The following is a 13,636-nucleotide window of genomic DNA, read 5'->3' as shown; positions in this document are numbered from 1 at the left end:
TGCTCCGGCCTGACGTCTCTCCGGGCGTCGGCGCGCGGGTGGAAATGCCGTGTCAGCCCACGGGTGGATGCTCGCGTCAGGTGCGGGCGATGCCGAGCCGATACGCGTAGGCGACGAGCTGGGCCCGGTCTCGGGCGCCGGTCTTGGCCAGAAGATGATTGATGTGCGTCTTGACGGTCGCGTCGGCGACGAACAGCTCGTTCGCGAGCTCGCTGTTCGACCGTCCTTGCGCGATCAGTTCGAGGACGACCAGTTCGCGCGGCGTGAGGCTGTCCGGATTGGCGGCGGGTGCAGGCGAGGCGGGACGACGCTGAGTGAGGGCATTGAGCAGCCGGCGTTGGACGGACGGATCGAGTTGAGCCTCCCCGGCGTGCACGGTGAGCACCGCATGCCGAATCTCCTCGGCGGTCGCGTCCTTGGTGAGGAACCCTCGCGCTCCCGCGCGCAGCGCCGCGAACACCCACTCGTCATCCGAGTAGGTCGTGAGCACGACGATTCCCGTGCGGCAGCCGGCGCGCACCAGCTGCTCCGTGGCCTCGACACCCGAGAGGTTCGGCATGTGAAGGTCCATGAGCACGATGTCAGGATCGAGATCGGCGACTTTGGCCACGGCATCCGCACCGTCCACCGCGCTTCCGACGACCGCGATGCCGGGAAGCAAAGCGAGAAGGGTCTCCAGGCCGTCGCGGACGACTCGCTGGTCGTCCGCGACCAGCACCCGCACGTCATTCATCGGCATACCTCCGCACGTCACCCTAAGCGCGCGTTCTCGACCGTCCAACGCGCTCGCCGCAGAATCCACCCGCGGGTTGAGACGCATCGAACCGACGATGTGCGAACCTGGGTCGTGCTCGCACGAAGGTGGCTGCCGGCGCTCGGCATGGGGATGGCCCTGATCGCCGCCGTGCTTCCGCTCACACAGAACGCCGTCTCGGTCCCGCTGGTGCTCGCGGCCGTCGCGGGGTTCGTCGGTGCTGTCGGTTTCCTCGTCGTGCCCCTTCGAAAGCCGTGGCCCACGGCGGCGTATGGACTCTGTCTTTCGGGGTTCCTCTGCGTCTACGGGCTGAGCGGTGACGCCGCCCTCGGCTTCTTCGCCGCAGGATCTTTCGCCGTGCTGCACCCGCCGCGTCGCGTGCACCTCGCGATGCTCGTCGTCGCAACGCTCGCGCTGAACACCGTCCAGATCGTCACCGGTTCGGAGACTCCGCTCACGCTCCTTGCGACCGACGCGGGCATCGCCTTCTTCGCTGCGATCGGCTGGTTGCTCGTGTCGGAGCGCGAACAACGCACACGGGCCGACGCGCTCGTCACCGAGCTCGAGGCCGCACGTCGAAGCGAACGGGAATCGGCGGTGCTCGCCGAGCGGGCCCGAGTCGCGCGCGAAGTGCACGATGTTCTGGCGCACACGCTGTCGGGTCTCACGATCCAGCTCGAAGCGGCCCGGATCGTCGCCACCGATGCACCGGCCCACGTGCGGGAAGGCATCGACGCGGCTCAGCGGCTCGCCCGCGCGGGTCTTCAGGAGGCGCGCAGCGCGGTCGGAGCGCTTCGCGGCGAGGCGATGCCGATCGCCGACATCGGCAAGCTCGTGGAAGAGCATCGTCTGGCCACAGGGACACCGGTTGCATTCAGCTCGACCGGCGACGAGCTCTCGCTTCCGCCTGAGGCGGCGCTGGCGATCTACCGGATCGTGCAGGAGTCGCTCTCGAACGTTCGCAAGCACGCTCCGCACGCAGCGGCGACAGTGGCCGTCCAATGGACGCCGACCCTGTTGCGCATATCCGTGACGAACCCCGCAGACCCCGTCGTGAGCCCCGCGGGCTGGGGCATCACCGGCATGCGCGAGCGCGCCGAACAGGTCGGCGCACGCTTGGAGACCGGGTGGACGAGCGGTGAGTTCGCGGTGCGTCTCGAGTATCCGATTCGGGATGCCGGTGAACCGGCGTAGTCCCGGCGGCCCGGCCCCGTCGCGGGGGCCGCACGAGGGGAGGAGTCCGCGCGGAGGTAGGAAGAATCGCCCGGCAAACGTCCTACCTCCGCTCCATCTCCTACCCTCGCGGCCTTCGCCCCCGGCGCGACGCCAGCGAGGCCGCCACGGGCTGGTTGACTGGTACCCATGGACGTCGTGCCGATGTTCCCGCTGGGAAGCGTGCTCTTCCCCTACACGCCGCTGGTGCTGAGGGTCTTCGAGCCGCGCTACCTCACCATGATCGGACGCCTTCTCGACGGGGAAGACCCCGAATTCGGAGTCGTGCTCATCGAGCGCGGGTTCGAGGCAGGCGGTGGAGATCAGCGCGCCTCGGTCGGCACGATGGCGCGCATCCTGCAGATCGAGGCGGGCGCCGCGGATCTGTACGTGGTCGCCGTGGGCGGGGAGCGGATCTCCATCGAGGGATGGCGCGAGGACGACCCGCACCCGGTGGCCGATGTCTCGCAGATCGGCCCGCTCGCCTGGGACGACGCTCTTGCACCGCTCCACCGGGAAGCGGAGCAGGTCGTGCGCCGACTCGCGGCCCTCGCATCCGCGCTCGATGAGGCCCGGTGGGATCCCGGGACGGCTCTGTCCGACGACCCGGTGGAGTCGGCATGGCAACTCGCCGCGATCGCTCCGCTCGGCGAATACGACCGGTTCCGCCTGCTGAAGTCGACCACCGTCGGAGGTCTGCTGCGCGGGATCATCGACCTCTGCCTCGAGGAGGAGCCGGCACTCATCGCCCGGGCAGCGGATGCGCGGGAGGCCGACGACGGCGACCTCTGATGGCGAGTGTCACTCGCGGTCTCCCGAGTGGCAGACCGAGGTCGGGCGGGTCGTAGACTTCATCAACACTCGGCGCATGGTGCCGGCGATTCATTCCCACGTCGGAGTGCGCGGACCGCCGGAGGCCGTATGAACGAAGAGGGCGTGCTCACGCTTCCCAGTGGGCGCAAGGTGGGCTGGCGTCTGCGGGGCGATGCGTCGGCTCGCGTGGTTGCGTGGCTGCATGGTCAGCCGGGGTCGCGTCGCGACACGGACCTGGTTCCCCTTCAGGCACTTGCGAGCCGCGGCGTCCGTCTCCTGTCGATCGATCGCGCCGGGTATGGCGACACCAGTCCGACGGGCCTTGATCGACGGGACGTCGCCGCCGACCTGCTTGCCGTGGCCGACCACGTCGGTGCGGAGCGGTTCCCGATCATCGCGGTGTCGATGGGCGCCATCTTCGCGCTGGCGACGGCTGTGCTCGCGCCCGCACGGGTGGAGGGTCTTGTACTCGCCGCCGGGCATGTGTTGCCGTATGACGATCCCGAGGTGTACGGCGCGCTCAGCGCGTCGGAGCAGGAGGACGTCGACCTTCTGCGGCAGGGGCGGGAAGCTGCGGAGTCTGCGTATGCGGGGGCTGCGTCGCGGGTGCTCGCCGATCCACACGGGCTCTTGCGCCGCCTTGCTGCGGGCTGGAGTGCCGCGGAGCGGTCGTTCGCGGACGGTCCGACGGGCGCGGCGGTCGCCGATTCCCTCGCCTTCGGCCTTACGGCCGGGTACGAGGGGATGCTCGATGATGGGCTCCGCACCATCCGCCCTCTCGAGTTCGATCTCGACGATGTGCGGTGCCCCGTCGTGGCGATCCACGGCGAGAGCGATGATCTCGAGCCCTATGTCAACGTCAGACGACTGGCGACGAGGCTTCCCGGCCTCCGGATCATCGCGATGCCCGACATGGGCCACTTCGCGCCCTGGGTCTGGCCCGGCATCCCGCTTGATGTCCTTCCCCCGACAGTCGAACCCGACGGCCACATGCGACCAGACTGAACGACGCCGGCAGCACCGTCTCGCCGCGAGGTCGATCACTCTTGAGCGATGACGGATCGGTTCCTAGAATTTCGCGCTGAAGGGAGCGATCCGGAATGGATGGACCAGATCTTCTCGCGGCGCGACTTCTCCGCGCGATGGTCGCCGACGACGTCGACGCGGTCAGCAGCCTCGTCGTCCAGATCGAGGACAGCGGTTATGCCGGTCTTGTCGCCACAGGACTCGCGCAGTCCTACATCAACGAATTGCTCAAGACGGCGAGACGCGAACCTCTCCTGCGTGCACTCGAGGCGCGGATCCTCGAGCTGTCGATCGCCTCCGACAAGAGCAGCGAAACGCCGACGTGACCCGCGTGCGGTGCGAGGGCTTTCGTGGGCCCTCGGGCGATCGCGCGGGTGCTCGCTACCGTGGAGGACATGACTCGCGTGTGGCTGTCGGGCTGGGAGTGGTCTTGCTGCGGCGATTCCTTCGCCGTCGGCGATGACGTCGACTTCGGAATCGAGACACGAACCCCGACGCCGGAGCTGGTCGATGCACTCGGCGCCGGCATCGCCGCGACAATCCATGCGCTCGAGTCGCACCACGAGAGCGAGTTCACTGATCGCGTGCGTGGCCGGGCCGTGGCGATCCACGCTGTGTCCCAAGAGGTCGTCGAGCGCCGGTCACTCCGCCGTCCCGGCCACGGCGCGCCGCTGACGGCGACGATGCCCCCGGACGGCGAGGAGTGGCCGATGCGACGCCAGGATCTGGGGAACGGCGTGTTCATCGGATCCCGCCCCTCGAGGTATGTGATCGAGCACGTCCCGGTGCCCGGCTCCGCGCTGGTGGCCCCCGCGCGCGGCGTGCGAGTCCCGGAGTCAGGGGAGGACCAGGTCAGTCGAACTGCCGCCGATACCTGCAGCGACCCAGCCGTGGACCGGCGTATGCGGTCGCTTGCCGGCTGGCTGGTCGACGTCGAGGAGCGCTAGCACCGGTGGCGAGCCCGCCCAGCAGTGACGGCGAACCCGCCGGGAGGGGTGCGACTTCATGCCGGGTCAACACCCGGCGCTCACTGACCCTCCGACAACGCCGTGCATTCGTAGAGCGACGTCGTCGGCGCGTCGGCGGGCTTGGTGCAGTGCTCCTGCACCCACGACAGGATGTCTGACGACGTTCCGGTCTCGCCGCCGGCGCCGAAGGGGCTGCCGAAGCCGCCGGAGGTGAGGACGTAGCGAACATCGCCGGACGCGACGAGCTGCTGGAAGCGCTCGAGGGTCGGCACCGCGTCGCGGCCGTTGAAGCCGCCGACAGGCAGGAACGATCCGCCATCGGAGGCGATGATGAGGGATGCCGCGGACTGGGCTCCGAAGGTCGCTGCGAGGTACGTCCCACCGTTCGAGTGGTCTTCGAGGTACGCGATGAGGTCGGAGTCGCCGTTCCCACCGGAGACGCCAGGCCCTCCCGCCACGCCCGCCTGGCCGGGGGAGACGCCTGCCTGGCCGGGCGAGACGCCCTGAGAGCCGCCGCGCGGCGCGTTCGGCATCCCTCCCGTTCCCTGGCCCGGAAAGCCGCCCTGCCCGCCAGCGCCGCCCGCACCACCCGGGAAGCCGCCCGCACCGGCCTGGGCGCCAGGCCCTCCGAGCATCCCCGGTCCGCCTCCGGCCGCCGAAGAGATCCCGCGCATGCCGACATCCGAGACGCCTCCGGCGACGGGGTTGGTCGAGCTCGGGCTGCCGATCGCCACGATCGACCACGCCAGCGGCGTGAGCACCATCGCCGCGCCGGCGAGCACCGCCACGACCGCCCGCGGCGTGCCCCCGCGGAACCGCTCCCTCACGATGAGCCAGACCACGATGGCCGCCAGCACGAGCTGCGCCAGGGCCACCGGGATCGAGTACCCGCCGTAGATGAGGGAGATCCCGACCGCCGTGACGGCGGCCATCGCGACCAGGCTCACTTGCGCCCACGCGACCCCGCGTCGGCGAGCTGCCGCGAAGGCGAGACCGATCGCAAGCGACGAAGGGATGGCAAGAGCGGCGGTGTAGAACTGGTGCATCCCCGCGACGGCCGAGAACATCGCAATGAAGGTCGCCAGCCACACTCCGAGGAGCACCGTGGCGGGGCGCGAGAAGCGCAGGATCCACAGCACGACGACGGCGAGGGCGGCGGTCGGCAGCAGCCACGCGATCTGACCGGCGAGCTGCTCGTTGAAGAGGCGGAAGACGCCCGGATCGCCGGAGAAGGGCGGCGTGAACGACCGGTAGGCCGAGGCATCCGCTGTCGCCTCTCCGAATCGTCCGAGACCGTTGTAGCCGAAGACCATCTCCCACGGGTTGTCGCTCAGCGTGCTGCCGATGTACGGCCGCCGGCCGGCGGGGATGAGCGAGACGATCACGATCCAGCTGACGGATGCCGCGAGACTCACCATGCCCGCGAGGGCGAGCTGCCAGAGCTTGCGACGCCACGGAGCGCGGGTGAACAGCCATGCGGCCGCGAGAGCCGGCCACACGGCCCAGGCCTCGAGCATGTAGGTCTGGAACGACAGGGCGATGAATGCGCCCGCGACGAGCAGCCAGCCGAAGCTGCGGCGGGTGAGCGCCTTCGCCGACGCCCAGGCGACGGCGCTGAGGCCCAGCACGAAGAAGGTCTCGGGCTGATTCGACCGCGAGACGGCGACGAGGATCGGGGTGGTCGCGACGATCGCGCCGGCGAGGAGTCCTGCCGTGGGGTTCAGCAGCCGCTTGGCGGTGACGGCGACGATGAGGGCCGCACCGACGGCCGCGAGCGCGTCGGGGAGCACGACGGCCCAGGTCGAGAAGCCGAAGATGCGCACGAAGAGCGCCGGAATCCAGAACGATCCGGGGATCTTGTCGAGGGTCACGGTGCCGGCGGGGTCCATGGCCCCGAAGAAGAAGTTCGGCCAGGACTTGCTCATCGAGAGCGCGATGGCTGCGTAGTACTCCGAGCGCGAGCCGGTCCACACCGACCAGACGGTGAGAAGGGCGGCACCCGCGGCCAGGATGACGAGACCCGTGTGCCACCCCGTCCATCGCCGTGCGGGCAGCGCGGCCGTGGGGGCGTGCGGTTCGAAAGGGCGGCTCTGGACGGCGGTGGTCACGTGCCGACCGTAGGCTCGCCGCTCATGCCGGTCGTATGCCGTATCTATGAGTCGGCTGAGCACCGCCTGCGGCGTGCAGAGGTCGTCCCGGCCGGGGCATCGGCCACCCCGGCCGGGACGGGTCGGAGCACGTGGGTCACGGAGCGCGGTGCGCCTCGATCGTGCGTGAGGTGATCGACACTCCGTTCTCCTTGCCGCCGGCCGTGTGCGTCGCGGTGACCGACAGCGGCCGGTCCGACACGATGTCGACCACGCCGAAGAGCAGACCGGTCGACATGCCGACGGCCTCGCGCAGCGCGACGCGGTCATCGAACGTGGCCTCGCCCGCTGCGAGCGTGATGGCGGCGAAGGGCTTTGCCGGCACCTTCTCGGGTTCACGTCCGATGGCCTTGTCGTCGACGATGAGGGCAGCGAACCGCTTCTCGATCTTCACCTCGCACGTGCCGGGGTTGTAGATCGTGACGGCGGTCGCATAGCGGCCCGGGAGGAGAGGGCCGGGCTCGCGGTGGTCGCCGTTCAGGCCGGCGACGAACTCGACGGAGTAGTGGTAGCGGCATGCCGGCACGACGACGCGCACGCGCTTGTGCGCGACGACGACCCCGTCGGCGACGACGTCGATCGTCCCGGTGAACTCCTGGTCGCGGTCGCGGCAGTCCCTGACGCCGACCCACGTGACCTCGAAGGTGAGGACGTGCTCGGTGTCGCCGGGGAGCGGGCCGTAGCTTGCAGGAGTGATCGACTCGACGAACTGCGCCGTGCCGCCCGTGGGCACGAGCGAGACCGACCCGATCGAGGTCACCGCGGCCGCGATGAGCGACGCGAGCGTCGAGACGATGTCGCCCGGGTTCACCCCCGTCGTGTGCGACCCGCCGGTGGCGCCGGTGATGCGCGTCGCCTGTCCCGCCGCGCCGGCCGGAACGGACGGGGCGTAGTCGAACGACGTCGCATTCGGGTCATCGTCGAGCGCCGCGGGGTAGCCCGTCGTCGTGCTCACGGCGACCACGGTGATGTCGGCGTCGGTGAGATCGGTCGTGGCGCTCGCCTCGGTGATGGCCGCCGCGAGACCGCTCAGGGCTGTCGGGATCGGGTCGTGGCCCGGTGCGTCGCCGAACCAGACGAGGATCCGCTTGCTGTCGGGCCGCCATCCGATGCCCGGGTCCGTCGCGATCCGGTGCATCGCGTGCAGCTGGCCTTCGGGGCCGTCCGAGCCTTCGCCCGCGGTCCACGTCGAGATCGCGGCATCCGCCACCGCCACGGCGGTCGTCGGCGAGACCTGGTGCGCGAACGCGTACGAGTTGTGCGCGCCGCCGTCGACGGGGAAGTCGCGGTAGTTGCCGACACCCCACGCCACGTCGTATCCCGCGAGCGCGGGGTTTCCGAGGATGACGCTCGCGCCCGCCTTCACGGAGGCGAGGACTGACGACATGCTGCCCGTCGTGTCGGCGAGAAGGTACACGTCGGCCTTCGGCGGTGCGGACGAGGTGGGGACGGTGACGGTGATCTTCTCGGTCACACGTTCGCACCGGTTCAGACGCCAATCGTTGGTCGTCGGGTCGATCGTGATCGACCGCTTGCGGGGCGGCGGGACCTCGTGCGTCACGGGAAAGTCGGGCACGAAGAGCCGTGCGCCCGGGAACATGCGTTCGAGCTCGGCGAGCGGGCGCATGACGCCGGATTCCGTGACGGTGATCTCGGCGGCGGCGTTCGGCCGCTCCGGGTCGGTCGCGGTCACGAGTCGAGCGATCTCTCCCGACGGAAGACGGGTCTCGGATGCCGCGACCAGGCGTGGCTTGGACGTGCCGAGCTCCCCGGCGAGGCGCTTGATGACGTCCGCCGGGACGCGATCGAGCGGGAATGAGTGAGGCATGACAGCTTCCTTCTCTCTCGGGGGTGCCGATGGCCCGGTGATCCGGGTCCCCTCCCTGAGAGGAGCGCGGAGCGAGCGTTCTGATACATCACGTCGACCGCTCGTTCGGAGGTATCAGGCCGGCACCGCCTGCCTCTTCCCGGTGAGCGAAACCTCGCTCCGGAAGGGGAGCCCCATCATGGACACGACGACGATGACCCGCCCGGCCGCCGGCACGGCGATCGACGAGGCGGTGGACCTGGAGCAGCCCGTCGACCGTCTCGCCGACCTCGTCGAGCGCCTCCTCGTGAGCGCGGACGAGTTCGTGTGCAGCCTGCGGTTCGAGGAGGCGGAGGCGCTCGCGGAGGCGCTCGACGCGGGGCACCGCACACGCACGGCGGCGCGGCTCATGCACCGCTGGGTGCTCACCGAGCCCGACTGGGGTGAGGACGAGCGCCACGCCGAGCTGCTGGATCACTGGCTCGCGCTGTCGGTGCGGCCGGACGGCTCCGCACGCGGGGTGATCGGACGGTTCCGCTCGCCCCGCCTCATGCGGCGCGGGCAGCGCTCCGCCTGATCGGGATCGGTCAGAACCCCGAGCCGTGCGCCGCGAACGGCGCGACAAGCCCCGTCCGGCTCATCGCCTGGGCGAGCGCGTCGGCGGGCGTCTCGCCGGCCGCCAGGCGCTCATGCATGACGGCGAGCAGGTCGCACGCGACATCGTCGCTCACGACGACGGGGGAGGCCACGACGCAGCGCGTGCCGGCGTGGAGCCACGTGCGGGTCATCCCGGCGGACTCCTCCCCCCACCGCACCGACGACCGGCCCAGTTCGCAGGCCGAGAGCACGACGATCTGCGGCACCGCCGGCATCCGATCGATGTCGTAGCCGAAGAGCGCGCCGTCGACGAGGTCGAGACCCGAGAACTGGGGGTTGTCGACGGCATGCCGGCCGTGCGCGGCGACATGCAGCACATCGACCTCGGCGGCGAGGGCGGTCACGGCATCCACCGTCGCAGCTTCGCCGCTGAGCGCCTTCGACGTGCGCCACGCCTCGCCGGCGCGTGCCACTTCCTCTTCGGCCCGCGCGACGTGCGGACCCGTGGCGAAGCCCACAGCGTCGATCCGCCACGGTGCGCTGTGCCGCTCCCGCACCCAGCGCGAGACCGACGGCGCGACGGTCACGGCGCGCTCGCGGAGTGCCGGGAGCATCATCCAGGGCACGCCCGTGAGCACGCCCGGCACCGTGAGCGCGATGCGGGTCGCGCCCTCCGTCGCTCCGGCCGACGGATCCATGAGGAGGCGTGAGAGGGCGGCGAGGCGGTCGTCGAGCGATCCCGCGACGGCTCTCGCGAGAGGTCCGGACCGGATGGATGCCGCCATGTCGAGGTCGGCGCGCAGTCCCGCCAGCGCTTCGCGGACCGCAGGCCAATCCAGCGGCACGAGGCGGGCGCGCCGGGCCGTGACGACGAGGGCGGCGAGCTGCTCACCGTCGTACACGAATGAGACGACGCCTTCGCCGTCCGACAGCGCCGCGTGGGTCTCGTCGAGCCGCACACGCTCGTGGTACGACGCGGTGCCCGTGCGGGACCACTGCCGTTCGCGGGCACGGTCGCGCAGGGCCGCCGCGCGCGGGTCGGCCAGCCAGTCGCCGCCGGGGTGCGAAGCGCGGACCATGCGCAGCTCGGCGAGCTCGGCCGCGAGGTCGGGGTCGGGCGGCGGCCGCAGCGGCACGACCTGAAGGCTCATGTGGCGCGCGCGCTCCGACCAGTCGAAGACGACGTCGGGGCGTCCCGACCGGAGCGCCGAGGAGAGACCTGTCGTCAGCAGCCCGCGACCGAGCGCAACGGAGGCGCCCTGCAGTTCGAGGCTTCCCATCGCGCGCTGCGAGCGCTCGAGCGCGTCGACGCCGCGCGCCGCGTGCCGGCGCACCTCGGCCTCGCGGCCCGCCCGTCGGGCGCGGGCCGCGCGGAGCTCGTGCGCCAGGAGCGTCACCTCGGGGGGAGCCGCCGGCGCGGTGCGCACGGCGGAGCCGCCGGGATCGCGTCCGGTACGGCGGGTGCGCGCGAGCCGTTCCGCGAGGCGCAGGGCCTCGGCATCCGTCCGCATCCCCATCTCCTCGAGCGCACGCACGGTCCGCGCGACCTCGTCGGGGTGGGGGAGCCGGGCCCGGCCACGCCCGGACGGGGACGCGCCATCCGTCGACGCGAGAAGTCGTGCCCGCAGCCGCACGGCGTCTGCGCGCAGAGCGCGGGCGTCGCTTCCGAGCCTGCGGAATCGGCGAGCGGCCGCCGCCGCGATCCGCATCGCGCGCGCCGGATCGTGACGCAGGAGCGACTTCGCGAGGGCGTACTCGGCGTCGGCCTGCTCCTGCACGGCGCGGAGCGTCCCGAACACGCGTGCCACGTTCGCGAGCGCCGCCTCGGCCTCGGTGACCAGGCCCGCGTCGCGCAGCGCCTGTGCGCGATCCGACTCGTTCGTCGCCGCCCACAGATCGGACTCGGCATCGAGGGGGGCGCGCACCCGCTCCATCGTGCGAAGCGCGTCGACGACGTCGCCTTCGAGCATCGACACGTACCCGCGGTTGTGCACGGCCTGCGCGGCGACGAGGGGGTCGCCCGCATCGAGGTACGCCCGCTCCGCCGACTCGAGGTCCGCTTTCGCGGCGGCGAATCGGCCCTGCTCCATCGCGACGAGAGCACGGTTCATGCGCATGTTGGCGGCGCGCACGGGGTCGCGCTCGAGACCGCGGATGCTGCGGCTCAGCCATTCGGCAGCGCGCTCGAGGCGTCCGCGCGACATCTCGATGGAGCCCAGCTGGCCTTCGAGGATCGCGATGGTGTCGGCCGAGATCCCCGGCCGGGCGAGGGCCTCGCGGCACAGTCGCTCGCCCTCGTCGGCGTCGCTCGAGACGGCGAGGAGATAGGCCGTCGTGCCCGCGATGCGTGTCGCGAGGTCGGCGTCGCCCTCGGCCTCCGCGGCTTTCGCCGCCCGCGCGAGCGTCCGACGCGCCGCGACATATCGCCCCGCATTCACGTCGTCGACGCCGAGCCGGTACAGGGCCGACCCGTCGACCGTCGGTCGTCGACGGGTCTCACGCTCCGTCGTGTCGACCGTCATGATCCGCCCGTCTCACACCGCTCGTCGGGGGTCACGCGAAGGGTGGGTTCGAGGCATCCCACACCGACCGCTCCCGCGTCGCGACGGTCGCGAGGATGTCGGCGAACCCGGGGGAACCGTGCCCGCCTCCCGCGGCGAGCTTCTCGGCGAGGCTCTGCGCCACGACGCCGGCGACGTAGGGAGCGGCGAACGACGTGCCGCTCCAGATCGCGAAGCCGCCCGCGAAGTCGTCGGGGTCGATCATCGTGCGCTCCAGGCCCAGCAGGTCGTCGCGCGCGGCCGGGGCGAGGCCGCCGTCGAAGCCGAGGGGGATCGTGCTCAGCACCGACGTGCCCGGCGCATAGAGCCGCACCCAGCGGCCGACGTTGCTGTACAGCGCGACCGACCGGCGGTCGGGGTTGAGCGCGCCGACCGACAGATGCGCGGCGAGACCTGCCGGCTCCGGCCCGAGCGCGAGGGCGGGATCGCTCCCCGCCCACAGCGCCGCAGGGAAGGCCGGTCGGTCGGTCGAGTCGTTGCCGGCGGAGCAGACCACGACGACGCCGCGGGAGCGGAGATCGGTGAGGACGTCGTACAGCCCGGTCGAGAACAGTCCGTCCTCCGGGGTCTCGTGGTAATACCCGAGCGAGAGGTTCAGGACGTCGATGCCGAGGGCGTCGCCGGGCGCATCCATGAGGTCGACGAGCTCCTCCAGGGCGAGCATGAGCTCGCTCTCGAGTACGGTGCCCGCGCTGTCGGCGACGCGCACCGCGACGATGTTCGCGTCGGGGCTCGCCTGTCGGACGATTCCGCACACGAACGTGCCGTGGCCCGACGACGCGTCGAGGCGCCCGTCGAGCGGTCCGTCCTGGTCGGGCCGGGTCTCGGGGTCGGTGGCGGGGTCCTCCACGCCGACGACGGCCGGAGGAGTCGCGGACGGCAGCCGCGCGTCCACCCACGGATCGCCCGACCCGCTCGGCGGCATCAGCCACGGATGCTCGCCGCACCCCGTGTCGATCACGACGACGACGGGCCGCCGCCCGTCTTTCGCCGGCTCATGGAGCGGCTGCGGCGGGGGCCCGACGTACGTGACGACTTCGAGGCCGCCCGTTCCGGCGGCGGCGTAGTTCTCGAGATCGGCGGCGGGATTCGTGCGGGCGAAGGGGTTCGTGCGGGCGAACGGGTTCGTCCGCGCGAACGGGTTGGTGCGCGCGAAGGGATTGAGTCCGATGTCGTGCACCGAGAGGACGTGATCCAGGCCCACGGCGCGCAGCGGGTCGCCCGCCGGCAACGTCGGCGCGGGCGTCACTCGGGGGCGCAGGAACGACGGGCGCAGGCCATCCGGCGTCCGCAACTCCCCGCCGCGCCGCGGCCGCAGGGCCTCGCGCCGCGCCTCCTGCAGCAGAGCCCACGCGTCGATCGGCACACGAGGGATGACCGCGGCATCCTGAACGATCACGGCTCGTGTGAGCCGGGTGTCACGGGTGTCCTTGCGGTCGGGATCCCGGTCGCCCCGGAGCGGATGGGCGACGACCGTCCATCCGAAGGTCCGGGCGGCGCTCTGGAGGCGCTCGAGGGGGCCGGCGGGATCGCCCCAGATCAGCAGGTGCCCCGGGACGTACACCGTGGGGTACGCCGTGATGCCGGGCACGGCCTCGCTCCGGGGATCGAGGGCGACGCCGCGCGGCCGCGATGCCGCCTCCCGCTCCCGCCAGGTCGACTCGTCGGCCATGTCGCTTGCCTTTCCTCCCGCCGGGGCCGGGGCCTCCGCGGGATCCTGATCGTGCGGGCCGCTGCCCGCCCCTGCCATC

Annotated in this window: 11 protein-coding genes; 6 read left to right on the top strand and 5 right to left on the bottom strand. The window is 71.5% G+C overall.

Features of this window, described 5'->3' with window-relative positions; genetic code table 11:
• Positions 1 to 76: 76 nt before the first annotated feature.
• The gene (locus ACSBPH_RS02460; RefSeq protein ID WP_442576033.1) at positions 77 to 820 is read right to left on the bottom strand and encodes a response regulator; all 744 of its coding nucleotides are present in this window, start codon (positions 818 to 820) and stop codon (positions 77 to 79) included.
• 27 nt (positions 821 to 847) lie between these two features.
• On the opposite strand from ACSBPH_RS02460, the gene ACSBPH_RS02455 reads away from it, so the two are divergent.
• From ACSBPH_RS02455 to ACSBPH_RS02435, 5 genes are all read left to right on the top strand, one after another.
• The gene (locus ACSBPH_RS02455) at positions 848 to 1,948 is read left to right on the top strand and encodes a sensor histidine kinase (RefSeq protein ID WP_442576032.1); all 1,101 of its coding nucleotides are present in this window, start codon (positions 848 to 850) and stop codon (positions 1,946 to 1,948) included.
• Between the two features lie 168 nt (positions 1,949 to 2,116).
• Entirely contained in the window at positions 2,117 to 2,758 is a 642-nt protein-coding gene (locus ACSBPH_RS02450; RefSeq protein ID WP_442576031.1) for an LON peptidase substrate-binding domain-containing protein, read from the top strand.
• A gap of 129 nt (positions 2,759 to 2,887) precedes the next feature.
• Positions 2,888 to 3,784: an alpha/beta fold hydrolase gene (locus tag ACSBPH_RS02445; protein ID WP_442576030.1), complete on the top strand. Its 897-nt coding sequence runs from the start codon at positions 2,888 to 2,890 to the stop codon at positions 3,782 to 3,784.
• A gap of 95 nt (positions 3,785 to 3,879) precedes the next feature.
• Positions 3,880 to 4,131 carry a hypothetical protein gene (locus ACSBPH_RS02440; RefSeq protein WP_442576029.1) on the top strand — a complete coding sequence of 84 codons (252 nt, stop codon included), beginning with the start codon at positions 3,880 to 3,882 and terminating at the stop codon, positions 4,129 to 4,131.
• A 48-nt stretch (positions 4,132 to 4,179) separates the two neighbouring features.
• Positions 4,180 to 4,752, top strand: coding sequence for a DUF6578 domain-containing protein (locus ACSBPH_RS02435; protein ID WP_442576028.1), 573 nt, complete (start codon positions 4,180 to 4,182; stop codon positions 4,750 to 4,752).
• 80 nt (positions 4,753 to 4,832) lie between these two features.
• Here ACSBPH_RS02435 and ACSBPH_RS02430 read toward each other — a convergent pair whose 3' ends face one another.
• Both ACSBPH_RS02430 and ACSBPH_RS02425 read right to left on the bottom strand, forming a co-directional pair.
• On the bottom strand, positions 4,833 to 6,881 hold the full coding sequence (locus ACSBPH_RS02430; protein ID WP_442576027.1) for a glycosyltransferase family 39 protein: 2,049 nt from the start codon (positions 6,879 to 6,881) through the stop codon (positions 4,833 to 4,835).
• Between the two features lie 136 nt (positions 6,882 to 7,017).
• Positions 7,018 to 8,748, bottom strand: coding sequence for a hypothetical protein (locus ACSBPH_RS02425; protein WP_442576026.1), 1,731 nt, complete (start codon positions 8,746 to 8,748; stop codon positions 7,018 to 7,020).
• 178 nt (positions 8,749 to 8,926) lie between these two features.
• On the opposite strand from ACSBPH_RS02425, the gene ACSBPH_RS02420 reads away from it, so the two are divergent.
• Positions 8,927 to 9,304: a hypothetical protein gene (locus tag ACSBPH_RS02420; protein WP_442576025.1), complete on the top strand. Its 378-nt coding sequence runs from the start codon at positions 8,927 to 8,929 to the stop codon at positions 9,302 to 9,304.
• A gap of 10 nt (positions 9,305 to 9,314) precedes the next feature.
• Here ACSBPH_RS02420 and ACSBPH_RS02415 read toward each other — a convergent pair whose 3' ends face one another.
• The gene (locus ACSBPH_RS02415) at positions 9,315 to 11,846 is read right to left on the bottom strand and encodes a CHAT domain-containing protein (RefSeq protein WP_442576024.1); all 2,532 of its coding nucleotides are present in this window, start codon (positions 11,844 to 11,846) and stop codon (positions 9,315 to 9,317) included.
• A gap of 31 nt (positions 11,847 to 11,877) precedes the next feature.
• A complete protein-coding gene (locus ACSBPH_RS02410) occupies positions 11,878 to 13,557 on the bottom strand; it encodes a S8 family peptidase (protein ID WP_442576023.1) in 1,680 nt (559 codons plus the stop codon).
• Positions 13,558 to 13,636 lie beyond the last annotated feature (79 nt).

Source organism: Microbacterium sp. F51-2R, assembly GCF_052180235.1.
Taxonomy (GTDB): domain Bacteria; phylum Actinomycetota; class Actinomycetes; order Actinomycetales; family Microbacteriaceae; genus Microbacterium.
The sequence above is the reverse complement of the archived record's forward strand: the minus strand, read 5'-3'. Positions and strand labels throughout refer to the sequence as shown.

Bases quoted from the DNA above. Each gene is read 5' to 3' on its own strand.
- ACSBPH_RS02460 (WP_442576033.1), bottom strand. From the start codon at position 820: ATGCGTCTCAACCCGCGGGTGGATTCTGCGGCGAGCGCGTTGGACGGT.
- ACSBPH_RS02450 (WP_442576031.1), top strand. From the start codon at position 2,117: ATGGACGTCGTGCCGATGTTCCCGCTGGGAAGCGTGCTCTTCCCCTAC.
- ACSBPH_RS02445 (WP_442576030.1), top strand. From the start codon at position 2,888: ATGAACGAAGAGGGCGTGCTCACGCTTCCCAGTGGGCGCAAGGTGGGC.
- ACSBPH_RS02440 (WP_442576029.1), top strand. From the start codon at position 3,880: ATGGATGGACCAGATCTTCTCGCGGCGCGACTTCTCCGCGCGATGGTC.
- ACSBPH_RS02425 (WP_442576026.1), bottom strand. From the start codon at position 8,748: ATGCCTCACTCATTCCCGCTCGATCGCGTCCCGGCGGACGTCATCAAG.
- ACSBPH_RS02420 (WP_442576025.1), top strand. From the start codon at position 8,927: ATGGACACGACGACGATGACCCGCCCGGCCGCCGGCACGGCGATCGAC.
- ACSBPH_RS02415 (WP_442576024.1), bottom strand. From the start codon at position 11,846: ATGACGGTCGACACGACGGAGCGTGAGACCCGTCGACGACCGACGGTC.
- ACSBPH_RS02410 (WP_442576023.1), bottom strand. From the start codon at position 13,557: ATGGCCGACGAGTCGACCTGGCGGGAGCGGGAGGCGGCATCGCGGCCG.